The sequence below is a fragment of the Reinekea sp. G2M2-21 genome (assembly GCF_015687175.1).
Lineage (GTDB): Bacteria > Pseudomonadota > Gammaproteobacteria > Pseudomonadales > Natronospirillaceae > Reinekea.
This window is the reverse complement of record NZ_JADPQG010000008.1, coordinates 79,917-104,403: the sequence shown is the minus strand read 5'-3', so window position 1 is coordinate 104,403 and position 24,487 is coordinate 79,917. Positions and strand designations below refer to the sequence as shown.

General features: G+C 50.5%; 17 protein-coding genes and 1 CRISPR repeat array. Of the genes, 4 read left to right on the top strand and 13 right to left on the bottom strand.

Annotated elements, in window-relative coordinates; all coding sequences use genetic code 11:
* The first annotated feature begins 127 nt into the window (after positions 1 to 127).
* From IYN85_RS21895 to IYN85_RS21885, 3 genes are read left to right on the top strand one after another with little or no spacing between them, the layout of a single operon-like run.
* On the top strand, positions 128 to 856 hold the full coding sequence (locus IYN85_RS21895; RefSeq protein ID WP_196161096.1) for an AHH domain-containing protein: 729 nt from the start codon (positions 128 to 130) through the stop codon (positions 854 to 856).
* Positions 853 to 1,473: an imm11 family protein gene (locus tag IYN85_RS21890; protein WP_196161095.1), complete on the top strand. Its 621-nt coding sequence runs from the start codon at positions 853 to 855 to the stop codon at positions 1,471 to 1,473. Before IYN85_RS21895 ends, IYN85_RS21890 begins: the two co-directional genes overlap by 4 nt.
* Positions 1,474 to 1,489: 16 nt before the next feature.
* Positions 1,490 to 2,119 carry an imm11 family protein gene (locus IYN85_RS21885; RefSeq protein WP_196161094.1) on the top strand — a complete coding sequence of 210 codons (630 nt, stop codon included), beginning with the start codon at positions 1,490 to 1,492 and terminating at the stop codon, positions 2,117 to 2,119.
* A 145-nt stretch (positions 2,120 to 2,264) separates the two neighbouring features.
* Positions 2,265 to 4,062: direct repeats of the CRISPR family, unit length 29 nt; unit sequence CGGTTCATCCCCGTGGGCACGGGGAACAC.
* A 92-nt stretch (positions 4,063 to 4,154) separates the two neighbouring features.
* Here IYN85_RS21885 and cas2e read toward each other — a convergent pair.
* From cas2e to IYN85_RS21825, 12 genes are all read right to left on the bottom strand, one after another.
* Positions 4,155 to 4,442: a type I-E CRISPR-associated endoribonuclease Cas2e gene (gene cas2e, locus IYN85_RS21880; RefSeq protein WP_196161093.1), complete on the bottom strand. Its 288-nt coding sequence runs from the start codon at positions 4,440 to 4,442 to the stop codon at positions 4,155 to 4,157.
* Entirely contained in the window at positions 4,442 to 5,359 is a 918-nt protein-coding gene (gene cas1e / locus IYN85_RS21875) for a type I-E CRISPR-associated endonuclease Cas1e (protein WP_196161092.1), read from the bottom strand. The genes cas2e and cas1e overlap by 1 nt, the downstream gene beginning before the upstream one ends.
* 30 nt (positions 5,360 to 5,389) lie before the next feature.
* Positions 5,390 to 6,070, bottom strand: coding sequence for a type I-E CRISPR-associated protein Cas6/Cse3/CasE (gene cas6e / locus IYN85_RS21870; protein ID WP_196161091.1), 681 nt, complete (start codon positions 6,068 to 6,070; stop codon positions 5,390 to 5,392).
* Positions 6,070 to 6,801 carry a type I-E CRISPR-associated protein Cas5/CasD gene (gene cas5e, locus IYN85_RS21865; protein ID WP_196161090.1) on the bottom strand — a complete coding sequence of 244 codons (732 nt, stop codon included), beginning with the start codon at positions 6,799 to 6,801 and terminating at the stop codon, positions 6,070 to 6,072. Before cas5e ends, cas6e begins: the two co-directional genes overlap by 1 nt.
* 18 nt (positions 6,802 to 6,819) lie before the next feature.
* Positions 6,820 to 7,860 carry a type I-E CRISPR-associated protein Cas7/Cse4/CasC gene (gene cas7e / locus IYN85_RS21860; protein WP_196161089.1) on the bottom strand — a complete coding sequence of 347 codons (1,041 nt, stop codon included), beginning with the start codon at positions 7,858 to 7,860 and terminating at the stop codon, positions 6,820 to 6,822.
* A 22-nt stretch (positions 7,861 to 7,882) separates the two neighbouring features.
* Positions 7,883 to 8,446, bottom strand: a complete 564-nt coding sequence (gene casB / locus IYN85_RS21855) for a type I-E CRISPR-associated protein Cse2/CasB (RefSeq protein WP_196161088.1) — start codon at positions 8,444 to 8,446, stop codon at positions 7,883 to 7,885.
* The gene (gene casA, locus IYN85_RS21850; protein WP_196161087.1) at positions 8,439 to 10,046 is read right to left on the bottom strand and encodes a type I-E CRISPR-associated protein Cse1/CasA; all 1,608 of its coding nucleotides are present in this window, start codon (positions 10,044 to 10,046) and stop codon (positions 8,439 to 8,441) included. Before casA ends, casB begins: the two co-directional genes overlap by 8 nt.
* The gene (gene cas3 / locus IYN85_RS21845) at positions 10,043 to 12,775 is read right to left on the bottom strand and encodes a CRISPR-associated helicase Cas3' (RefSeq protein ID WP_196161086.1); all 2,733 of its coding nucleotides are present in this window, start codon (positions 12,773 to 12,775) and stop codon (positions 10,043 to 10,045) included. The genes casA and cas3 overlap by 4 nt, the downstream gene beginning before the upstream one ends.
* A 331-nt stretch (positions 12,776 to 13,106) precedes the next feature.
* On the bottom strand, positions 13,107 to 13,868 hold the full coding sequence (locus IYN85_RS21840; RefSeq protein ID WP_196161085.1) for a hypothetical protein: 762 nt from the start codon (positions 13,866 to 13,868) through the stop codon (positions 13,107 to 13,109).
* 108 nt (positions 13,869 to 13,976) lie between these two features.
* Entirely contained in the window at positions 13,977 to 18,632 is a 4,656-nt protein-coding gene (locus IYN85_RS21835) for a tandem-95 repeat protein (RefSeq protein ID WP_196161084.1), read from the bottom strand.
* On the bottom strand, positions 18,622 to 19,068 hold the full coding sequence (locus tag IYN85_RS21830) for a hypothetical protein (protein ID WP_196161083.1): 447 nt from the start codon (positions 19,066 to 19,068) through the stop codon (positions 18,622 to 18,624). The genes IYN85_RS21835 and IYN85_RS21830 overlap by 11 nt, the downstream gene beginning before the upstream one ends.
* Positions 19,069 to 19,346: 278 nt before the next feature.
* Positions 19,347 to 21,518 carry a DUF1631 family protein gene (locus tag IYN85_RS21825; RefSeq protein ID WP_196161082.1) on the bottom strand — a complete coding sequence of 724 codons (2,172 nt, stop codon included), beginning with the start codon at positions 21,516 to 21,518 and terminating at the stop codon, positions 19,347 to 19,349.
* Between the two features lie 427 nt (positions 21,519 to 21,945).
* On the opposite strand from IYN85_RS21825, the gene IYN85_RS21820 reads away from it, so the two are divergent.
* A complete protein-coding gene (locus IYN85_RS21820) occupies positions 21,946 to 23,949 on the top strand; it encodes a PAS domain-containing hybrid sensor histidine kinase/response regulator (RefSeq protein WP_196161081.1) in 2,004 nt (667 codons plus the stop codon).
* Here the strand turns inward: IYN85_RS21820 and IYN85_RS26515 are convergent.
* Positions 23,933 to 24,472: a phosphatase PAP2 family protein gene (locus IYN85_RS26515; protein WP_196161080.1), complete on the bottom strand. Its 540-nt coding sequence runs from the start codon at positions 24,470 to 24,472 to the stop codon at positions 23,933 to 23,935. The two genes, IYN85_RS21820 and IYN85_RS26515, sit on opposite strands and share 17 nt — an antisense overlap.
* Between the last annotated feature and the right edge of the window lie 15 nt (positions 24,473 to 24,487).

Below are 24,487 nucleotides of genomic sequence, written 5' to 3'. Positions count from 1 at the left end.
TCCATAGGCTGTTGGTGTTTCACCTGCACCCGCTTTTGTATGATACAGCTCGTCCAATCACACAACAGCACACCGAAAAAACTCAAGGAAAAAATTGTGGTTGCGTAACCACAGGGAGAAAAAACACATGGCCAGTAAAAGCGAATACTTTGACGGTATCGTAAAGGATAAACCCTATATCATCGGCGATGATGACGACCACGTCCCCATCCCCGAAGGGCAAATAAAACGGGATTGGAAGTTTAGAAAAACGTTGCTCAACGCGGTTGAAGGCAACCCGAACCACCCCATTTTTAACGGGATTATAATGGCCGCGCACCACCTTATTTCAGTGGAAGGTATGGCTAAGTCCGGTTTGGGTAGCTTGGTTGAAGACCGTGGCTACAACATTAACCTGGTTGAAAACCTCATCTTTCTGCCCTATGAACTGGAAGGCGCGTGCCATTTAGGGGTGCAATTGCACCGGGGGGATCACACTGCTGAGGTGAATGGACGGAATTATCATGCGGCTGTGAAGGCGTTGCTTGAAAAAAAGATAAATGAAATTGAGAAATGTGAATCCTCGCCAAAAGAAACACTGAAAAAATTGACTCGAACGCTGAATGGCATTTCTGAATTGATGGCGGAAATGATCGAAGATTGGGAAGTGTTTTTATCAGGCATCGCAAAAGACTTCGAACCGGATAACGCAAAGGGTTGTGGTAACACCAAAACCATTGGTCAGCATCGGTTGTCGGACAGACATTGTCATTTAAACCGGGACCATCAGTTTAAACCTGGGCGGGTCGTCATGAACGTGAAAAACCTCCCCATCACCCTTCCCAAACAACATTACAAACTCAAGGCAGGCCAATGAGCAAATACGACCACGAATACTACATTCCCTTTGCACCCAACACAGAAGATAAACTGTTTTGGGGAAAACATAAGAAAACTGTTTTTCGATATAGACACTTTCATCGACTGACCTTATCAGACGGTCCAATGCTGTTTTTAAACGATTATCGTGAAGAAGATGCCAAGAAAGGGGTCCGAACGCCTCTACCGGATGTTTTTGAAAGCATTGGTTTTATGCTAATTCCGAAACCGTTCATGGAGTTCTTGCGCTACTTCGATATACCTGGTTTGCAGTTGTTCCCAGCTGTGTACATTGATGATGACGACGTCTGGCACGAAGACCTCTGGCTGGTAAATTTTTACGAAGGCCTGGATTGCATCGACCTGGAAAACAGCTCCGTGAAATATACGCTGTGGGAAGAAGGGGACGACTATCGCGTGAAAAAACCATCATTATCTGAAACGGTGCTCTCCGAAATACCAGAAGATCAACGCCTCATGTTTAAAATCGCCAAAGTGGATAACCCTCACTTGTATTGCCACCAACGCGTCGTCGATTTTGTTCGGGAAATTGGCTATACGGGTATCGACTTCATCAAAGTGGCCGACTTTAAAGAGGGCATGCAACGGCAATAACGTTGCAGGCAGGCCAATGAGCAAATACGACCACCAATACTACATTCCTTTTGCACCCAACACGGAAGACAAATTGTTTTTGGGTGTTCATAAGTCTAAAACTGGTCGGAGACACCGGCACTTTTCAAAACTAAACCTCGCAGAAGGCCCAATGTTTTACATCAATAATTATAAAGAGGAAGACGTTAAAGCAAATAGCCGTACACCGTTACCAGACGTTTTTATAAGACAGGGGTTTATGGTGATTCCGAAACCGTTCATGGAGTTCTTGCGCTACTTCGATATACCTGGTTTGCAGTTGTTCCCAGCTGTGTACATTGATGATGACGACGTCTGGCACGAAGACCTCTGGTTGGTGAACTTATACGAAGGCTTGGATTGTATCGATACCAAAAATAGTGACATCGATTACAACCCGGAATTATGGGAGGAAGGGGACGACTACCGCGTGGATAAACCGTCGTTGTCTGAAGCAGTGCTCTCCCAAATACCGGAAGATCAACGCCTCCTGCTTAAAATAAAAGGGGTGACACCGAAACATCTCTACTGTCACCAACGCGTCGTCGATTTTGTTCGGGAAATAGGCTATACGGGTATCGACTTCATCAAAGTCGCCGACTTTAAAGAAGGAATGCAACGGCAGTAACGTTGCAGGCAGGCCAATGAGTAAATAAGATCACGAATACTACATTCCTTTTGCCCCCAACACGGAAGACAAATTGTTTTTCGATATAGACACTTTCACCGACGGACCTAATCAGACGGCAATTTTTTTAAACGACTATCAAGTACAGGACACCAAAGCGGGCACGGGGAACACAGCCACTACCGGAGCGTTACTCATAAAATTAACGGTTCATCCCCGTGGGCACGGGGAACACTTACTCATCGGAAACCCCCAGAGAAAACGGTGCGGTTCATCCCCGTGGGCACGGGGAACACAACCCGTGTTAATGACGACGGTGAAACAGAGACGGTTCATCCCCGTGGGCACGGGGAACACATACGCGATGCAATAAGCATTAAGCACAGATACGGTTCATCCCCGTGGGCACGGGGAACACGTTCCGCTTGGGTCGGGTTTTGGCCTTGAATGCGGTTCATCCCCGTGGGCACGGGGAACACAAGTCGTTTAAATTCATACATTCCTCTAAGGGCGGTTCATCCCCGTGGGCACGGGGAACACTCAGATCAGCTCTTGGGACTGGGATACACCGCCGGTTCATCCCCGTGGGCACGGGGAACACAAATGCTCAGGTATGGGTTCGCCTACCGAATTCGGTTCATCCCCGTGGGCACGGGGAACACCTGAAATTGGCCGAGCCATAGTGCTGATACACCGGTTCATCCCCGTGGGCACGGGGAACACTTCGTTAAATTCCTTGCTGCCGTTCCATTCGACGGTTCATCCCCGTGGGCACGGGGAACACTTAAAACGGTTTGCTCTGAATCAGGCGTGAAACGGTTCATCCCCGTGGGCACGGGGAACACATCAACTCTTACCTCATCACCGACAACACCGCCGGTTCATCCCCGTGGGCACGGGGAACACTCACCCACGGTGCGAATGGCGGCGCGGCCAAACGGTTCATCCCCGTGGGCACGGGGAACACCAATTTTTTTGTTTTGATCAACAGTTGGTCATCGGTTCATCCCCGTGGGCACGGGGAACACGGAAACGGAATCGTCATCACCCGTGAAATACTCGGTTCATCCCCGTGGGCACGGGGAACACGTTCACGAATACAACGAATAATGATGCCGGTGCGGTTCATCCCCGTGGGCACGGGGAACACGTACACCTTGGGCAGCATTTCGGCGCGTAAGTCGGTTCATCCCCGTGGGCACGGGGAACACTAGACGGCATCACGCAAGAGCGAACGCTATCACGGTTCATCCCCGTGGGCACGGGGAACACCGGTAGTTGAGCAAGTACCGCCAGTAAACTGACGGTTCATCCCCGTGGGCACGGGGAACACATACGCGATGCAATAAGCATTAAGCACAGATACGGTTCATCCCCGTGGGCACGGGGAACACTTAATAGCCTCATCGACTTGAAAACGTGACATCGGTTCATCCCCGTGGGCACGGGGAACACTCGACCTAAATATCGCATTACACCGGAAGACGCGGTTCATCCCCGTGGGCACGGGGAACACGACAGCGCTGATGCAAGACCCCGAGATGAAGCCGGTTCATCCCCGTGGGCACGGGGAACACACATTAACCGCGTTGACTTGATTCGAAACTATCGGTTCATCCCCGTGGGCACGGGGAACACTGAATAATCGGCTCCTGCCACCTTGGATATTTCGGTTCATCCCCGTGGGCACGGGGAACACTTAACGTAGAAACAAGTTAATTGAGATAACGCCGGTTCATCCCCGTGGGCACGGGGAACACTTTGAATTTAGTCATGTCGCCCAAGTTAGGCACGGTTCATCCCCGTGGGCACGGGGAACACGCTTGAGTTTAGTGCGCTGATGGATGATATGACGGTTCATCCCCGTGGGCACGGGGAACACCCCGGAGTACTCGGAGTTGAAAAGAAACCCTACGGTTCATCCCCGTGGGCACGGGGAACACTCTTACTGTACACGATTGATTTATAAGATAAAAATCGCTGCGACTTTTTCTACCAGCTTTTTTTCAATAAATTTTTAAAGATCTCATGGACGTCAGTCAATCGGTAAAAACGACACCAATCTTAAGCCATCCATATCGATGGGTATTCTTCGATTTTCGCCATAGGTCTGAAAATCAAAACCCGATTCCGTATTGGTCGCCCAGGCCATAACAACATTGCCGTCCTCAGCCAATTCGCCAATTTGATACCAAATCATTTCGCGTATCTTTTTGGATACGTCACCGATATAAACCCCTGCACGGACTTCCAATAACCAGACTGCCAGCCTTCCTCTCAGTCTTGGGGGGACTGCTTCGGTAACGACAACGATCATAGCCATCAGTGGCTCCTGTGTCCGTCATCACCCAGGGAAATCGGTTCGGGTATCGCAGGGGGTTGACTGTCTTCTGGTGCGGCGGGCGGTTGTATTTCTCCTGCGGCAAGCACCTCTTCGATAAGTGGAATCAGGCGTTTTAACGTTTTACTGGTACGAAACATTTCCCGGCACGCAATTCGTACCTCTGTCTCAGGTTGGAAACTAGCCTTCTTTGCTATTTGAAATGCAACAGGAACCACGGTTTCAAATTTTACTAAATCTGCAATGTCATACACGAAGGAAAGAGGTTTGCCGGAATGTAGAAACCCGATAGCAGGCGCATAACCTGCGGCTAAGATGGCGGCTTCACATACACCATATAAACAGGCAGTTGCGGCGCTGATACATTGGTTCACGCAATCACCCGCCTCCCAGTCTTTAGGATCGTACCTACGGCCATTCCAAGGCACACCGTACTGCTTGGCTAACATTTGGTAGATTTTTCTTACTCGCGCACCTTCTATGCCACGCAATTGATCAACACTTCTTCGCGCTGGGGCGGGCTCACCAAAACGGATCTCGAACATTTTCCGGACAACTTTAAGCCGCAAATCTTCATTTAACGCCAGTTGTGCCTGATACAGCAGTTTGTCGCTGCGTGCACCACCGGGTTGACCTACACTGTAAAGACGAACACCTGCTTCACCTACCCATATCAAGAGTGTACCGGTTGTCGCTGCCAGTTTTACGGCAGCGTGGCTAATCCGGGTTCCAGGCTCCAACATAAGGCAAACAACTGAACCGATTGGAATGTGCATTCGCTCGCCCGTTTTATCGATAACAACGAAAGCACCATCTTTTACGTCTATTTGGCCCATGCCAACGAAGATCATTGAAGTCCGATCTTTTATTGGAATGGGTTTCAAGGGTACAAATGCCATTGTTGTTCACCTTACATCCATTTAAATCGTCTACCCGACTTTTTTAATCAGCATTAGCCCGCATCCAAATCCTTTGGCATGTCCAAAGCCACGAGACAACTGATTTAAAAATCTCTCGGGGTCTTGTACGGTGAGTAACCCTTGATAATCGACACTGGAAAATCGAATAGCTTGGCTATTTCCTTTCTTGCTTCGGTGCTGGGTGTAGTTTTCGACTTCCGGTTCTACATCCAGGCTGATCCCCCAACCGTGAAGCCGTTCTGCATGACATATCCATCTTTTTGCAGCGCATTCCATTGCGTCTTTTATCGCTTGTGGGTCCTGTTCGCCGCTCTCTTTCGCGATATGTTTGGCATGCATCATGACATCGTGACGCTTCTGTTTACCATCTTCGTTCTTTGTCGTCACCGTAGGATTTACCCGTAGTCGAAACGCTAACCGCATGCCTGCTTCAAGATAAGGAGAAAAAGGTTTGCTCTGCACCGCCAAAATGGGGCTGTCTTGAAGTGGTTTCGAATCCGATAGAATATAAAACTCTGCCTGGCCTGACGCGGTTGTTTCTTCTCTGAATAAAAAACTACGATCTTCCTGAGTAGATTCAAATAGCGTCCATATTAATTGATGCGATGCGTAGGGGCCGTTACTTTGAATGGACAAAAATTCTTTGGCAGCCTGCACTGACTGTCTCATTGTTGCTTTCGTTAAGTACACTAGCCTTCCTCCATCGTAACTTGGTGCAACGTACTTTGCTTGAATTGCCAGCGGCTTCGGCTTATGGGTTCGTCCCACGGCTGAAAAGTCAGTGTTCGTTCGCAGTCGATTTCAGCTGCGTCACCTTCCCAAAAATAAGTCGCTTGGTTTGATTTGTGTAGCCATAGCGCATCTTCTTTATCACTGCGCGTCAGCGCTGGAAAGCAATGGTCTAAGGCAGATTTCAAGCCACTAAATTCTGCTATTGTGGGCATGAGTGGCAGCGAAGGCGGGCACGATTTTCGCCCCAAACTCAATGCATAGACGGGGTTAAGTAACGCACTTTTTAATTGCTCAAGACTGTAATGTGCGGTTTCAGTCAGCGCTACCGAAACCACCCATAAGCCATCGCACCGGTAATCTCGTGAAGACAAAATCGTGTTGAGTTTCTCCTCGCGCAACTCGCTGGCGCGAGTTCTATGCACTCTTTTCTTGCTATGCGACGGTACTTGCGTGGTGTGATAGTCTCTAACCAACGTTGTCGGCACACATTGCTTGACACCAAAACGCACACTGTTTTGCAGCGTTAACAACGCCTCTTCGTCGTCGCGTTTAATACCTAACGCTGCGCCCAACAGTCCCAGTAAGGCAGATCGCGTGGGCTGCAACCCTGTCGGGCGGTCACCACCAACAGCGGCTTGCCCCCAACTGGCCATCGCTCCGTAAAGTCTGAATACCAAATACTCTTTCATTGCGTATTCCCCAATCCGTTAACGAATAACGAAGTCCATTAATTCCGCAAATGATCCTTCGCCCGCTATTGCATTAAGTTGGTAACGTTCGTCAGCACACGCACCGTAAACCTTGTCCATCTTCTCAACTGTATTTTGCATACTTAGAATGGCTTCGCTTGCCATACCTTCGACTTTCCCTTCAATTGGCTTTAAAAAGGCAACCGATAAAGAACGAGGTTGTTGTTGACCTTTTTCCGCCAGTACGTAGCTGGCGTAGGCATGCGATGCAAAACTGTTTTGCTTGCCTTTGGGGGCAATTTTGACGGCGGCTTCGGTTAATGCTTGTATTGCTTTGTTGGCGAGTTCTTCGTTGCCGTCCAGGTTTTCCAACAGCAGTGTTTTGTTAATACAAATATTGCTGTAAAAGACAGAGGCTGCGAAACTGGATTCTCCAATATGGGAAGAGCCAGAGCTTTCGGCTTTGTCATTTAAGTCATCCACTGCGGTAAAATAGTCGTCTTCTACGACGATGCTGTGGACACTTATGGCATGGGCGACTTGGCAAGCCGCTTCTACATTGAACGCCGGGCTCGAAGCTAACATGCGTCCAAACATGGCGATGTCGACTGCGGTTGATTCGGCTTTGAGTAGTTTTAATTCTTCGTCGTCCGGCGCTCTGGACTCAGCTATCAGCTTCGCCACCAGTTGGTCTATTGCCTGTTGTTCTTCAGGGCTGATATGCACAAGCTGTGCAATTTCCACACTGTCTTTTTCAGTTTTGCCAAACACGTTGGCAATTTTTTCAGCCCATGCAAAGGCATCCTTTTCTTTAATACCTGCGTCTTTAAGCTTTTCAAGTACCTTCAGTCCCAGTTTTTTTGTCCGAGTGCCTATATGCCCCTTTAAGGCTTCTTCAAACAAGTCAGACACGCGCCAGTTTCGTTTCAAGCTTTGCGAACTGATCCGAAGGCGATCAAAACCGCCCATTTTTGCAGTTTTTGGCCGCCCAAGATCATCACGGTTTAAATTAGATGGTGGGTAGGATGTCAATAAATGCAGTTGAATGAATTGGCTCATTTAGGTTTCCTTTTAATCGAGATTATTTTTTAGTTGAAGCAGCGCGGTAATAGTCCATCGCCCATTGCGTACAAATACGTTTATCCGCTTTGCGGGGGCGAAGCTGGTAAAATTCCTCATACCATTGCTGAATGTCGGAGGCGAGGAGCGCAACATTTACGCTTCCTTCGAGCTGTTGAATAATCCGCCGCAGCCTAATTAACAGTTCATTCGGCGTCTTGGCATTTTGCAGTTGTGCGAAACGCAATTCACTCACGGTTGATTTATCAGAACCTTCTCGTTTTTGTCCGGCTGCTTTCGCGAGTGATGTCGAGATATCCTTCTTGACACACACCAGAACTGCAGCAATTGTCGCCCAACTTTCTATGCCTTTTGTTGTGTATGTTTCCGTAACCGTATCAGGCAAGGATTGCCACAACACCTGAAAACCTGTGGTTAACATCGCTCCTTCAACATTCGCACATCGCTTCAATTGCGCTTTCTGCGACGTAGGTGCAGGAACAATGCCTTTCTCCTTCAACTCACTGGCATGCAAAAACATACTTTGCCACCAGCGAGTGACTTGCCTCTGTGTTTGGTCATCCATTCGCTACCTCCTTTAAGGTGTCTATTTGGAAATCTGCCCTAAATTTTTTGATGTCTTTACTGCCGTACAGCCATCCTGTCAGAAATTGCCGGGCTTTTATTCGCTTGGCCATGGAGCGTTCGTTACCTAATTCGGACAGGGCAAATTCGTCAAAAATATCCACAACCGTACGCTGAATGGTCTTAACCCATCGCTGCGCACTGTCTGGTGATAGCGGTGAGTCGGTTTTTTGGGTCGTTTCAACAATAGTATTTACGGCTTCATAAAAGGCATTTTCGGTTCGCTGCCAGAAACTTACGTCAACAAACGAAAAATCCCCCCCGGCGTCACCTGGCCTTGAAAACCAGGCGGCTTTCAATTGCGACCGACACTGGGACAGTGCTTTTGACGCCAGTTCCTGCAATGTTTTAACCGTATCAAACACGTCTTCCTGCTGCTCAACAGGCACGTTAAATATAGGAAGGCTTGCCGAGTACCAACCACGCGCTTTCATGTTGTCCATGTCATACCCAAACACCCAAAGCGCAGGGAACTGTGTGTATTCTTGCTCCAGATATCGGTGCACCTCGTAGAAATGCTCAACCACCGTGGCACAGAGCTGACCCTCTTTCTCGCTGGCCAGCAACAACGCGGCCCATATTTTGTAGTTAATACCGCCTGGCTGGCCTTTGGCCGACAAATGGTCTGAGTTTGGCTTTTTTGGGTCCCACTTATAAGGCGTCAACGGGTGCCGCCAATTACCGGAGTAATTGCCGCCGTAGTTCTGACTTCGGTAATTGGTCACGTAGGTATCTACATTAAGACCACTAACCGCACAGGATGCATTGCCCTGGGTAATTTCCAGTCGAATACGACGTGGCATCGCCCAATACATGTGTAGTTCGTGAATATTGTCATCGGTTGCGTAAATCTCTGTTCCTTTTTTGTCGCTTGTTTTGGTGGGTGCGAGCCAAGGAAACACAGAGCCGTCGTGCAAATTCGGGTCGTCGTATGGAAAGAAAGAACGATTAATCACGTTAAGCCATAGCTTTTTCCACAATGGGGTTTGCACCGTGGCTGGCCTGATCAATGTTGTGAGTGGTCCTCCCCCGCGTAAGCCAACCCGGTGCCCTTGCCCCCCACTCGGTGCATTTATTTGCAGTGTAAAGAGAGCCAAGCACGCCATGGGTAGCGACATTTGCTCTCCAATACCTCGTTTTATGAAGTGATCGGTATTCAGTTTCAATCCGTTTTCACCCGGCGCTTCAATCAGCAACCCGGAAACGGGGCTAGATTTGGCATTTTCCAGCAAGTCGAAGTCCTGCATAAATAACGGGCCGTCACCTGTCACATTAAATGCGTGCTCGATACGCTTAAATTCGTTTTGCAGTGTGGCTTTGGGGGGTGGCTGTTGAAACATATTCTTCCAGTCCCGCTTATTTTCAGGGGCGATGGTCGTTTGCAGAACACCGATAAGGAACTGATAAGCGGCTCCGTAAAAATCCGCTCTGGGCAACGCAAGATCAATGACTGTCGGGTCGGCTATGTCATGAATAGGCAACATTTTTTCGCTGCCATCGGCCAGTCTGAACGTCAGCCAGGGGTCGGTAATCAGATTCATTTCACCTCCTTGTTGGTTTGTGAGGAAAACCCTCGATTAGGGCTGTAAGAAAAATCAGGATCTAATTCTGGCAACCAGCACTGCAAATACTTCGCTGCTTTGTGATGGGCTTTAAATTTGTCGAGTGCGGGTTCCAGTTTTTCCGGGATAGCGGCCAACCTGTCCGCAAATTTGTGTTTAGCCAGTTTGACGGTACTTAACGCGATAGCGTTTTTCTGGCTGCCCACCCAGGGTTCAATTTCGTTACGTTCGTTCAGTCTTACCAGTAACACCTCAACGGTTTCGATGTCACTAAATCGCGTGGAAATATCGATATCATCTTCATACCAGGTGGCAGCACTTTGATCGCTGTAACCATTTCGTTTCCAATCAAGCACTGCGGATTTACCAACATGCGCCTTGCTTCGCTCTTCGGCTTCCAGTTCTTTTTCCAGGTTAACCAACGACTCGGGGATGTCGTCTTTTGCATTTTCGCCGTAAACCGCTTCGATCAGTGCTCGCGCTTGGTCAGGCATCACGATAGCCCCTGCCTCTCTGAGTTTTCGGTAGGCTAGCCACAGTCGACCCGGAGACCGGTAGACATATTGCGTATTGCGAAATTTTTCCGTCAACCAGTTTGCACTTGGTGCGAGGGTCCATTCAGGGCAGTGCAACCAAAGTTCCGGTGCCTGTCTGTTGTCTGCCCCGTCTCGCACATAGGTACGCTCGGCGTCTCGTGTGTGACGGTGCAGCCTGCCCGCACGTTGAATCAGATCGTCAATCGGGCATAGGTCAGAAACCAACAGGTCGGCATCGGCATCTAGGCTTTCTTGAAACACTTGCGTCGCAACCAACACTTTGCCTTTGCGCTCGCGGCCATTGCTTTCCTTCCCAAACCAATCCAAAACATTCGCTTCTATCCGTTTGCGATCCTCCAAAATAAAACGACTGTGAAATAACAGGCAATCGCTCGGCGTCGTCATTGCTGCCACCAATGCTTCATAAGCCTCCAATGCGTCATCCACTGAGTTCCGAACCCAAACAACACATTCTCCGGCCTGAACCGCTTGCAAAATTCGTTCGATACAGTTTTCGAATGTATGTACAAACCGTATTGCCACAGATCGACACACATCAGGGCGGCTTTTCAAACTGATTTCCTGAAGCGATGGCACCTGATCAATCGAGACTTTGGTTGCTAACGGAAAGGCCGTATTTTGAATGGGTTCCGGCACTAACCCTGCCGCTTTCTGCCAGATAGTAATGAGTCGTTGTCGTTGCCTTTTCGAAAGGGTCGCCGTTAAGAGAATCGCACTGCCACCTTGATGTAGATGCAGCGCCAAAAGGCTTTCCAACAGTTCAAACATGTAGTCATCTGCGGCATGTATTTCGTCGAATATAAGTACTTTTCGAGCCATCCCGAGTAAGCGCAGTGATTGATGGCGACGCGGCAACACGGCGAGGAGTGCTTGATCAATTGTGCCAACGCCTACGGGGGCCAGTAGCGCTTTTTTACGTGAGTCGGCCAGCCATTGATTGCATTGTGCCGTTGCTGTTTGGTCTTCGGAATTGTATTGCGTACTTGGGTTTTCAACATGGAGTATTGCTTCTTGAAACTGTTCACTCATGTCGCGCGCGCCGTGTGCGAGCACAATACTTGGCACACCTTGCTCACTACTGAGGATCGACAAGTATTGGCTGGCAACACGTGAAAACATTGCGTTAGACGTTGCCATGGTGGGCAACCCAAAGTAAAAACCATCTGCCGCTCCCGCCAGCAAGAGCCGATGCGTCAGCGCCAAGGCAGCTTCAGTTTTACCAGACCCGGTAATGTCTTCAAGTATGAACAGTTGCGGAGAGTCGTTGACCGGTATCGATTCTGCCCACTGCTGTAGTGGCGTGGGTTCGAAATTGAATTGATCCTGAATGGAACGGTAGGGCTGTATCGAAAGAGGCTTAACAAGGTCTGTCTGATCTAAAGCGATTTCTGCTTTAACTAATGCATCTTGCCAATAGTCTTTCAACGCTCTGGGCGCAGATTCGAAAGGGAAATGACTGTTGTCCGAGCCTACCCAGTCTGAGACCACATACAGACCCGCCAGTTGCCAGGAGACGAGTGCCAATCGCTTTTGCCATTCCCTGTTGCGCATTTGTTCAACGGGCACTTCTGGCTGAAACATGTCGAAAAGCGCGTCGAAAAACGCGATGCTGGCAATCACATTATGATCGCGGGTAAATTTCTTTAAGCCTTGGGTGTGTTTTGTTTTGCACGGCCTCCCGTGATGGCCTAATGCACAATTAACGAACTGCATAATGCCGTCTTCGATATCTTCCTCGCTATCGTCGCTGTCCTGGGCCAGTAACTTTGGCAAGAAGCTTCCTTTCCAGATGTATTGCCAAAAAAACAACCCTAAACGGTCATGGCGATACTCTTTACCATCATAAACATTCGCATGCTCACTCACTAAAAACCCGGATGTATCGGTATACAAATTCTGAAAACTGGAAGCGAATTTCCCAAGGTCGTGTAAGGCGGAAAAGAAAACAAGTAATTGCTTTAGTGCACTGCATTCAAGCGAAAGAAACTGAGCAATATCGTTTAGAAATTTAGGCCGTTTTTCCAAATAGCACCACGTCACTGCGGCCACGTCCAAACTGTGAAACGGCAGCAAGTGAAAGTTCGCTCCATGCTCACTTTCGGTTCTTTTAACCTTCCCCCAATAGCGCATATAGCTCTGGTTGGTTGACATTTCCCCTACCCCTCCACGATGTTTGCCGGCATCACCCGGCAATGTTCCAGGTAATACAAGTTCGCCCGCTTGGAATGCAGAATGGCTTTCAGGTCGGTAGGGCTCAGCTGTTCCATGATCGCGCCTCGAACAATAGTCCACTACGAGTAACGCATATTATTCAAAATGGCAAGCAACATGCGGGATTATTCGTGTGCTGCTTGATTGAGGTTAATGTCGCTGGTTAGCGGTACATTTAACGCTGTGGCAAAAGGAGATTTGCGGCTGAACCCCTCTCCCACAGACTTTGGCTGTTCGCCCTGACAGGCGGTGTTTTTTAAGATGCTCGGGACTACCAGTTCAACCCAAGCCCGACACTGATTGGCACGTTAACGTTGAAGGTGGCTAAGTCGTTGATGAAGCCCAGCTCGGTTTCATAGCCGTGAATGTAAAACGTTGGGGCGGCGATCGCTTCCAGTGAAAACAAGCCAACATCCATTTGCAGGCCAACTGGTAAACCGAACCCCAGCATGCCAAGCCCATCACTTTCGTGACGAGAACCATGGATCACAACTGGCGTATCGAAGCCGTAGCCCAATATGGCTGATGTAATTCTGGCACCGATCAAAAAGTCGATATCCGCTTGTTGAAAAATCCTATGCACATCAAAGTCGACGCCAAACACCATAGGGCTGTTAAAGCCGTTGGTGCCTGAGCTCTGAAAATCCGCGCCGTTGCCATGCAACGCGACGCGGAATTGGTGGACATCATCGCCGCCAGTGAAGGAGATCTCATAACCGCCATTCACGTTGTATTGGTTCACGCCTACATTCAAGGTGGCGCGTTTGGCAATGCCGACCCGGTTGTTCGCGAAGCCTCCGCCGCCGTCATAGTCGTCGTCATAATCGTCATCGTAAAAATCGCCAAAATACACGGCGGAGATATCCATGTGGCCGAAAAAGCCGCCATGATCCGCGTCGACATTTACAACGGACGAGGTAGTCGATTCTATGGCCTGACTGAGTTCGGAAGTCGACATTTTAATATCGTACCGGCCACTGCTGGCGCAGCCGGTTAACACACTGAGTAGCACGATAGGGAGTAATACTTTCATAAGGTGTCCTTAGGGCCTGTCTGGCGGTTTCAACAAGCCGGAAATAACCGACAACGCATGAAAAGACCAGACGGGTTTTCATCCTTTTTTAACCGATTTCAAACCGGTTTATACCCGACGCCGATAGGCAATTAACAGCCCCATAAGTAACAGGAATCCGCTGAAGCTGCCTCCGGATACGGTGACCTGGGTCGAACCGTCGTCCTTGGAGGAATCGACGATAACGACCACTTCCTGAACGTCCGCTGAATCATCAACTGGCGCCTCAGTATCGGCCTGAGATTCCTCCTCAATGGCCAACTCACTGAGATACACCAAGCTGGGGTCCAATGCTCCGCGCGCCAAGACCAGATCCGCCTTGAGGTCGTCATTGATGGGTGCCAAAACCACATCACGGGTGTTTTCCGCGATAAAGGCGAACGCCAACTCAAAGCTCCCGGCACTTTGCTGATAAAGCTGCACCACGCCCTGCGAATTAACGACGGCCATGTCTGGTAATTCGTCACCGTTATAGTCCCCCACAGCAATGGCGATCACATCGCCAGCATCGACCTGCCACAAGGTCACGGCAACGGCATTCTGCACACGATACACCTGCAGACTGACAGTGTTGTCTGCGGTATCCCGACCCACAATGATGTCACTGACGGTACCGTCGGCGCTGAAATCGGCAGCCTGAATCGCGGTGCTCGGGGTCTGAACCGTGCCCAGCAGTACAGCATTGTTATCAAACACTCCCGTCGATTGATCGGCACCATTGTTGAGATACACCAGATCATCATCATCGCGGTTTGCAAACACAACGTCTGCGTAGCCATCTCGGTTGTAATCGATCACGGCCACTTCAGCGCTGTCCGCGGAGCCTAATGACTGTGCCAGGGTAAACTGGCCACTGGGCGCATTCAGATAAACGCTGTTAGCATCGTTATTGGCGAAAATCAGATCGGGCAATTGATCGTTATTCACGTCGGCGCTGACCACCGCGACACTGTCACTGCTGCCCAGCCACTGCGGTTCACCGAAGACACCGGCAGTGGTAGCCAGGTAAACCGCGTTGGCGCCCAGATTCGCGACAGCCAGATCGGCTAGGCCATCGCCGTTCAAGTCCCGAACCAGAATATCCTGCGCATCCCCATTCCAGGCTAACGCGTCAGCCAACGTTAATCCGGTAAAGTCTGGTGTAAAATCGTATCGCTGTTCACTAGCGGCGAGGTTGTTTGCCAACCACAGTTCCGGCTGATCGTTATCATCAATATCCGCCACTACCGCTGCGTTCGAATGCTCGCTTTGGGCAACGGTTAAAGGTAACGAAGGTTCGCTGACAGTATTCGCAAAGACGACGGTCGTATCTGCGCGATTGTTGTCTGCAAAGGTATCGGTTTGCGTTGCGGTGACAACCGCCGCAACGGTCACGCTACCCTGCTCCGTTGCGGTGACGTTCAAGGCAAATTGATCGTTGGTCGCCAATTGCGCGTAGGCACAAATTACGGTGTTCGCGTCGGTTGTCTCACAACGGGCGTCGAGCTGGCTGACTTGGCTTGTGTCCGGTAACGTTATTGCGACCGACCCACTGGCAAAGGCTGCCGGTCCGGCATTGTCCAGATCCACATAGAATGAAACCGTGCTAGCCACTGCTGCCAACGCGTCGCTTGCCGATACCTGCAACTGAACATCTGTTTCGGTGGCATCGTTCACGGTTAGAGTGAACGTCTGGCTGTCATTCAACAGACCATCGCTGATGTTTACGGTGACCGTTTGGCTCCCTAAATCGTCGGCGCCTGGGGTTCCGCTTAACACACCGGCGCTATCGATAGACAGCCAATCGTGAACGCTGGACACGCTGAATTGCAGGTCGGCACTGTCGATGTCCGTCGCCGAGAAGGTGGCGCTGTAGGCCTCACTGAAGGTTGCGGTCGTCGAAGGCGTGCCATTCAGAACCGGAGCGTCGTTGATTGCGGAGACCTGTATGGTCACGTTAACCGTGTCGCTGTACTGGAGGCCGTCGAATACGCGTACCGGTACTGTCAGCACGCCGTTGAAATCGGCATCTGGTGTCAGGGTTGCGCCTGCCAAACTGTAATAAGCGCCCGTGCTGATGTCCAATGTAAAACTGGTCGAGTCTGCGTCGACAATGGTCAGGTCGGCGAGGCTCAGGCTGTAGTTGGAGTCTTCTGCAATGGCGATAGTCGCGGTTTGGGTGATCACCGGCTTGTCGTTCACCACATTCACCAAGACAATCACGTTATAACTCGCACTGGTGTCCGTCCCGTCACTGACAGTGACGGGAATCGTCAAGCTGCCGCTGTATTCCGCAGCCGGCGTGACGGTGTTACCCGACAAGGTGTAATTGGCTCCAGTTCCGGCGCTTAAGATAAAGGCGGAGCTGTCAACGTCGGTAATGGTTAAGTCTGATACTGACAAGGTCAGGCTGCTGTCTTCGTTAATGCTCAGCGAATTTTGACCGGTAATTACCGGGGCATCGTTTACCGGCGTCACCGTGACGCTGACCGTGGTCGAAGCACTGCCTCCATTGTCGTCGGCAATATCAACGTCGACCGACAGCGTGCCATTAAAGTTGACGGCCGGGGTCAGAGTATTACCGGACAACGAATAGTTCGCACCCGCTTGAGCCGTTAAGACAAAGGTGGCTGAATCAACATCCGTCACCGTGAAGTCGTCAAGGCTGATGACCAGACTTTCGTCTTCCGCCACAGTGAGTGACGGCGTGGACACAATAACAGGGGCATCGTTCAACGCATTCACGGTGATACTGGCGTTGTACGTTGCGCTGTCGGCTTCTCCATCGTTTACGATGACCGGCACGGTCAGTGTGCCGTTAAAATCACTGTCCGGCGTAATGGTATTGGAAGTGAGCGAATAGTTCGCACCCGTGCTCACCGTTAAAGTAAAGCTGCTGTCGTCCGGGTCGGTAATACTGAAATCACTTAATTGGAGCAATAAGATCGAATCTTCATCGACGGATAAAGTTGACTGACCACTGATGACCGGAATGTCATTCACCGAGTTTATGGTGACATCAAAGCTGACGCTGTTGCTGTAATCGCTGCCATCGAAAACACGGGCATTGACTGAAAGCGTGCCATTGAAATGTGCATCCGGCGTCACCGCATTGCCAACGTCGCTGTAATAGGTGCCGGGTAGAATGTCGAGCACAAAGCTGGCGGAATCAACATCGCTGACACCAAACTCACTCAGCGAAAACGTGTAGGTCGAGTCTTCATCGACAGTCACCGTTGGCGTTGAGGTCACCACCGGCACGTCATTTTGAGCCAGCACACTCACGTTGAGATTAAAGCTGGCGCTGTCTGCTTCACCGTCGCTCACCGTCACTGGCACGGTTAGCGTTCCATTAAAATCAGCACTTGGGGTGACCGTGTTGCCAGACACCGAATAGTTCGAGCCCGCATTCACCGTTAAGGTAAAGCTGCTGTCGTCCGGGTCGGTAATGGTGAGGTCGCCAATCGTTAACGCTAAGCTGTTGTCTTCATTCACCTGCAATGTATTTTGCCCGGTGATCTGTGGAATATCGTTGATGGCATTCACGGAAACACTGAGGTTAAAACTTGCACTGTCATCGGTGCCGTCATTAACGGTCACAGGTACGGTTAAGGTTCCGTTGTAATTGGCATCCGGTGTGATGGTGTTACCGGATACTGAATAAAAGCTGCCGCTGTTCACGGTGAGTGTAAAATCCGCCGGGTAGCTGTTGTCGCTGTCAGACACGGTTAAATCGTTTAATGACAGAACCAAACTGTTGTCTTCGTCCACCGAGAGCGCACTTTGCCCGGTAATAGTTGGGGCATTGTTGCTCGGTTCATATATGGTCCAACCAATATCCTCAAGCAGCGCAACGGAATGGTTGTATGTCGCGTTGCCTGTGTATTGAGGCTCCATCAACTCGTTTGGTGTCAGCGCGGTATCGAAATGGGAAACCGAAGAGCCACCTTCGTACGTACTCGGCGCGTACATCTGCACATTACCGCCATTGACCCCGGCGGATAAATCACCCGCCAACGAGGTGACACCAGCACCGTTCCAGACCAAATTGCCGGTATCCAGCAACGACGCACCACGCTCGCTGTTGCTCATGGCGGTCCAGTTGGTGGCCGAATCCTGATCCCGTAAAAATGTTGAGAAGATGTCGACCACGCCGCCGCTATAACTGCCATCAGAATTCACCAGTGACAAAATGCCTAACCCATGACCAAGCTCGTGCAGCACAACCTCGTAAAAGTCGATGTAACCAGACGGTGTGTTGCCGTCCATTCCATAGTACCAACCACTACCAGATAAGCAGTCCGTGTCACCGATGTCGGCATTAAAGGTCGCATCAATATCAGCATTGGATGGGAAATAATCGGAACCGTAATGCGCGTTGATCAACGCAGTGGGATACCAAACATTGCTTTGCAAACCAAAACTTTCGGCACCGGAACTGAAGTAGGTATTCAAGGGTCCAGCAGAGCCCAGGGTGGCACTGTTAGACACACAATACAGCGATGAACTGAACTGCGCGTCGATCACTATCGTCACCGGACTGACCAGAATGTCGGCCCAGACCTGCGCAGCGGCAACAAAAACGGCTTCACGATTCGCCCCATCTTCACCATCGAACCCGCCGATCTTGTTAATAACGATGGTCGAGCCGGCTCCGGTTACCGTCACGGCGGAGGCCAGACTGGCGAACATTATGGTGCTGACGACCATCAGGCCACGGACAAACCTCAACAAATTAATACTCATGAATGGATACCGTCCCATCTTCATTCATTACCGCGACAGGTACTACGCGGGGCCCCTGACCGGCGGCCAGCATAAAAACCCCAGGCTTCACTTCGATTGGAGTGCGTTGCGCTTGATCCCGGCCACTGAGTTGGAGGATTTCCTGCTGCATCGCTACGGGCAATGCCTCGAAATTGGCGGCGGGATTACCCGTCGTTGCTGGTGTGGCCGGTTGTTCACTGGTTTCAACGATGGCCAGCGATTCTGGAGCGGATCCCATGACTGGCAAGCCATTAGATAGCGTATCATTTTGACCGGCTACAGCAGTACCATGGTTACTCGATGGGCTGATCGCTGATGTGACCACAGCGAGTTGATTTGATGTGGCAGGCCACTCGAACAATAGGACGGACAACCCCGTTAAACCGACTAAAACCGGCATCCAGATTCTTTTCACAAACACGTCTCCAGCAAACCACACCATCAGCGTACGGTGCTCAAACCAAGAAGCCAGACCCGCTAACAATTGTGCACAAAATCGATTTTCCTGACGGATTTTTGGCGAAAACCGTGCGTTAAATGCGGAAGATGGCCTGCAAAGTTATGTCAGATTCGTGACAACCACCAGCCGAAGGCGAAAAAGTCAAAAACGGCTACGCACACGGCCGCGTAGGGTCAGAACCGTCAGGAACTTGAACCAGTCCATGCCGACGCTCGAGCCCAGAAAATTCCGGGCTAGTGCTGAGTCGCGGTCTTTTGGCCGAGATCATCAACCAGTTCGTTGATTTTCCGGTCAAAGAGCGGATCGTCCGGCAGTGCCACTATCTGCTCATTGCGCATGGCCATGGCCAAACCGATGGCCGAACGTTCAGCGACCTTATCGCCACGGAAATCGGTAAACACATACTTACTGCCCTGTCCGACAATCAGGGTTAAGCAGCCTCGAACCCAGTGATTCTCACTGAGTTCAATGTCAAACCACTGCTCGGTCTTCAGCTGTTCAACCTGATCCATGTAATAGCTCAAATCCGCGCTCTTCAGGGTGACAACGGGCTCATCCACTACCAGCGGCGCGGGCTCGTCGACCAGATGTTCGGCTTTCTGAGATTGCACTTCAAAGTAGTCCAGCTGCTGCTGCGCATCCCAAATGGCTTCGTTAACCGGATTAGAGTGCAGCGCATGGTGATCCTGAATCGCCCCCAGAAAACCGGCTCGCTCAGCCTCACTCAACCCTACTGCTTTTAACCCGTTGTCCACGCCATCCAGCACTTTCGGGACAATCTCTTTAAACCGGGTTATGTGCGTGAGCTGTACACTCGGTTGCAGAGTCCAAACCAGCTCTCGGGCAATGCGCGCAGTGGTTTTCCACGCTTTGCTTTCGCCCTGCTTGTTAAAGATGCCGGACATTAATCGATACCAATGGCGTTTCAACAACTCAGTTATCGGGCCGGGAAAGACCTGATTTTCCAGCAGTGCGTCAATGATTAACCGGGCGCGATCCTGCTTCTGATGCTGTTCAAAAGACGCCACTTCGCGTTGCTGCAGCTGGGCGATAGAATGATGCGTGACATCCCGGTAGCGCGTTTGCAGTTGATCGAAGTCTTCCAATAACCGGTCAAAAATCGACAGGTCATCTTCAAATTCCCGGTTCAGTTGAGTGACGATACGTTCCATGCCGTCGAGCAACATATCGTTCTGAATGTCGGCGTCTGGCTCCCACCCTGTGGCAGCTCGCGCCATGCGGTTCAGTAATAGCCGAGCGCTGTTGTCCGTGTCGGTAAAAAAGTCTTTGTCGAGAATCGCTACCTTGATGATGGGAATCTGCATACGCGCCAGCAATTGCTTCATATGCACGGACAACTTTGCGTCATCCAGAATGTATTCAAAGAGCATGGCCACCAACGACACTGTACCGGCTTCGAGTGTACCCGCCACCTGTTGCGTTACTGCATTGGCCTGAGCCACGGCCCAATGGCGCAGATCTTCTGTTTTGTGCGCCTCTGGGGCGGTTTGAGCCTGAAAAGAAGCCATGGTGGAAATCATTTGCCGAAGCAGCGCAGGATCGACCAACATACCGCCGGACGGTGCATGACCGTGGCCACTTTGTTGCATCGGCGTACCGGTACCGCCGCTCAAAGGCCAGTGCTCGGTCGTGTTGCCTGCCAGGTTAGCACGAAGGGTGTCAAACATTTGCGAGTCAGCCCTGGGCTTCTCGGCACGGGTGCTCTGGAGATTCAAGTTAGGCAGAATACCTTCGGCAATCAGCCATTCATTGGCATCGCGATAAAACTCCATCATCCGGGGAATGGCCAGATCATCGAAAAGCCGGAACAGCATAAGAGCAGATTTAAACGGAAAATCCAGTAATTCGATTTCCTTCAACACAATATGACCCAACGCGGAAGGATTGAACGGTGTGTTTTTATTAGACAGTTTTTTCTGGCAGGTTAACGCAACCATGCGTTCATGAAACGCCAGCCACTCACTGCCACTGCGCCCAATCAAACGCGTAAAGAAACTATCCGTTGCCAGCGTGCGCTCCAGCACCACGTCATCCATCAAACTGAAATCGCCCGGGCTGGGGTTGGCCTCTAAAGGTTGAGATGCTATCGGCAATGATTGTGCACCGCCTTCAATCCAGCGGCGTACGCCATCCAATACGTGCTGCCGAACCTGTACTTTGCGTTTGCGTAATACCCGTAGCTGATCGAAGTAATCCGCAGACTCCAGGCTGCTTTTTTCGGCCAGCTTGAATAAAAAATCATCGGCAGCACTGAAAAATTCGTCCATGATATTTGGGATAACCGTTTGCAAACGGTCACCCAAGGCAGTCAGCCTTTTGATATCGGGATATCGCTTCGCCAAACCAATCGGCGATATTTGAGAAGTTGTAGCGGCCTTATTCATCCTTAAAAGCGTCCTATTGCTGGTGACTTCGTTTCAACACAGCCTGTTATTAAACAATACTTCGCAAACAAGAAGTTGATTCGAGTCGCGATAAAACGTTGTACTGGTGGAGCCGTTGACGAAATCTCAAAACGACCAGAAACAAGTTGGTGGATATTCTACTCCGATGCTGGCACCTTTTAGACATTTGCGACCTGTTGCGTCTCAATATTGATAACCGGTTCAAACTTTTGAAGACTGAGAGCTGTCGTTATGACAACAATGGGGCGCTAACCAACCGTATTTAAGTTATTTTTACCATCATTCACAAATCCGCACCGCAGAATGAACGGAGTTCGAGCCATGAAAATTAAAGTCCGCCGATGAACAGAGCCTGGGTTATACTCATAATGATTTGCTTACTAATGACGGGACATTAAATTCTGCTATGGAATGGCTACTTACCTTCGCATTGGCTATCGCCTTGTCCGGCTGGCTGTTAAGCGCCAGCGAGTTAAGACGCGCCCGGCAACTCAATGCCGCCAGCGAAGCGAGGCTTGATCTACTGCATAAAGCCATCAGTGCAGCACACGCCGGTGTGTTTAATTATAAAGTTGCCACCAACAAATCCTTCTGGGACGAAAAATCTCTGGCCATGTTTGGTTTAGAAGGCAAAGCCCGTTACATTCTGCCGGGTACCTGGGAATCGATGTTGCACCCAGAAGACCGAGAGGGAGCTCTGTCGAACATTACCCAGGTATTGAGCGGTCAAGGCAACTTATTCAATCATACCTACCGCATTATTCTGCCTGACAATTCCGTCCGCTGGATTGAAGGTACGGGCTTCGTCATCCGAGATAAACAGGGCAATCCATTGGAGGTGACCGGTTTTCACTTTGATGTCACCCAGCAGGCGGAATACGAACAGACGCTTCGAGCTTCTGAGTCAAAAGCATTGCGGGCTATGGAAGCGAAAACCCAGTTCCTGGCCAACATGAGTCATGAAATCCGCACGCCCATGAACGCTATTGTCGGTATGATTGAACTGCTGAATCTTGAAAAACCCACGACAATTCAGCAACGCTACCTGCATACGTTACAGAACAGCAGTGACGTTCTGTTACGCATTATCAACGACATTCTGGATGTTAGTAAAATAGAAGCCGGTAAGCTCGCCCTTGAGAGCACGGAGTTCAACATCCGGGAAGTGATTCTTCAGTGTTTAGCGGTCTATACCCAGGCCAGCGACCGAAGCAATGTGTTACTGACCGGCTGGGTGGATCCAGCCATTCCTACAGTCATTCGGGGCGACTCCACGAGGCTCCAGCAAGTGCTGATGAACCTGATCGGCAACGCATTTAAGTTCACGGAACAAGGTCATATTACTCTACGTGTCCGGTTCGATGTTTCAGCGTTGCGATTTGAAATTGCCGACACCGGCATCGGTATTCCTAGCGACAAACAAACGCACCTTTTTGAGCGTTTTCATCAGGCTGACACTTCAACCACCCGCAAGTTTGGCGGTACGGGTTTGGGTCTGGCCATTGTCAAAGAAATCATTCAACTGTGGGGTGGCGGTATTCAGGTAGATAGCACTCCAGGTCAAGGCACGACGCTCCAGTTCACCCTGCCGTGCTTGCTGCCAGCACGCGAGACGGCTCCTCACAGTGGTCGCTATCTGCTGTGCACCCGCCATTCCGAGCTCGCCGATTTATGGCGTCAGGATGATCGAGCACCGCAAATGACCTGGGTAAAAAATAAGGCAGAATTTGAGGCTAGCCTGGCCAGAGCCACGTTCACTCACCTTATCGTCGAACAGCGCTTCCCACAGACCAGCGGCATGGCGCTGATCCAACAAACCAAACAGCAAGTGCCTGAACTGCAGGGGATATTGATCGGTTTTGAAAAATACGTGAAAGACCTTGAAGACACGACTGCCATTGACCGGTTTCTGGCCCGACCTTTTGTGGTCAATCAATTGTGGGATCCAGAATTCGTCCGGTTAGAATCGGCACCGGTGGACAGCGCAAAAGAATACCAACCCGACTACAGCTATCTGTCGGTTCTGTGCGTCGACGACAATCAAAGCAACCTTATTGTATTAGCAGGCTTATTGAAGCGGTTCCAGATTAAGGCGGAATGCGTGAGCAATGGTGCCGACGCCATTAAGCGAGTCATGGCGCAACCCTACGACCTGGTCCTGATGGACTACGAAATGCCCGACATGGACGGCCCAGAAGCAACCGAACACATTGTGGCTATTCGACCAACCAATGTCGTCGGGCTTTCGGCACACACGGGCGACTATTTCCAACAACAGGCGACTGCCTCGGGCATGCAGGCTTTTCTGACCAAACCCATTCGCCTCAAGGCACTGGCCAGTTTGTTGGCAGACTATGCCAAACCGAACGCGACAGAGTCTGAATCGAACCGTCTCAATAGCGAATACTGAACGCGAGTTGCGCCCCACCAGCAACAGGCAATAGCGCAACATTCAAGTCTGATTGATCGCGCACCAGCCATTCATTGATACCCATCGCCAATGCTGCACCGGCGGTAACATCCCACCAATCGTGTTTGTTCGCATGCACACGACTGAATCCCACGAAACTGGCGGCAAGATAGGCCGGTACACCTATGTCCCAACCGTATCGTTTTGCCAGAAACGACGCGCCGGAAAACGCACTGCTGGTGTGAGCGCTCGGAAAACCGAGGTTATTGGAGCCATCGGGTCGTTCCTTGCCGATGGCAAACTTGCCCGCGTACGTCAGGCTCAACGTGGCAGCATAAGACGTCAGCAGCTGTTTGCGTCCATCCGAATCCTGCAACGTGTAGGTTGCCGTTAACGCCGTCAAAGGTAGGGCAACAGCCAACACATCTCCAGTACGCTCAATATAAGTATCCCAATCCGCCTCAGCAATCGCGGACGACGACAGACCAATCAGTAAAACTGCTAGGGTAATTTTGAATTGCACACGTTGTCCTTATGA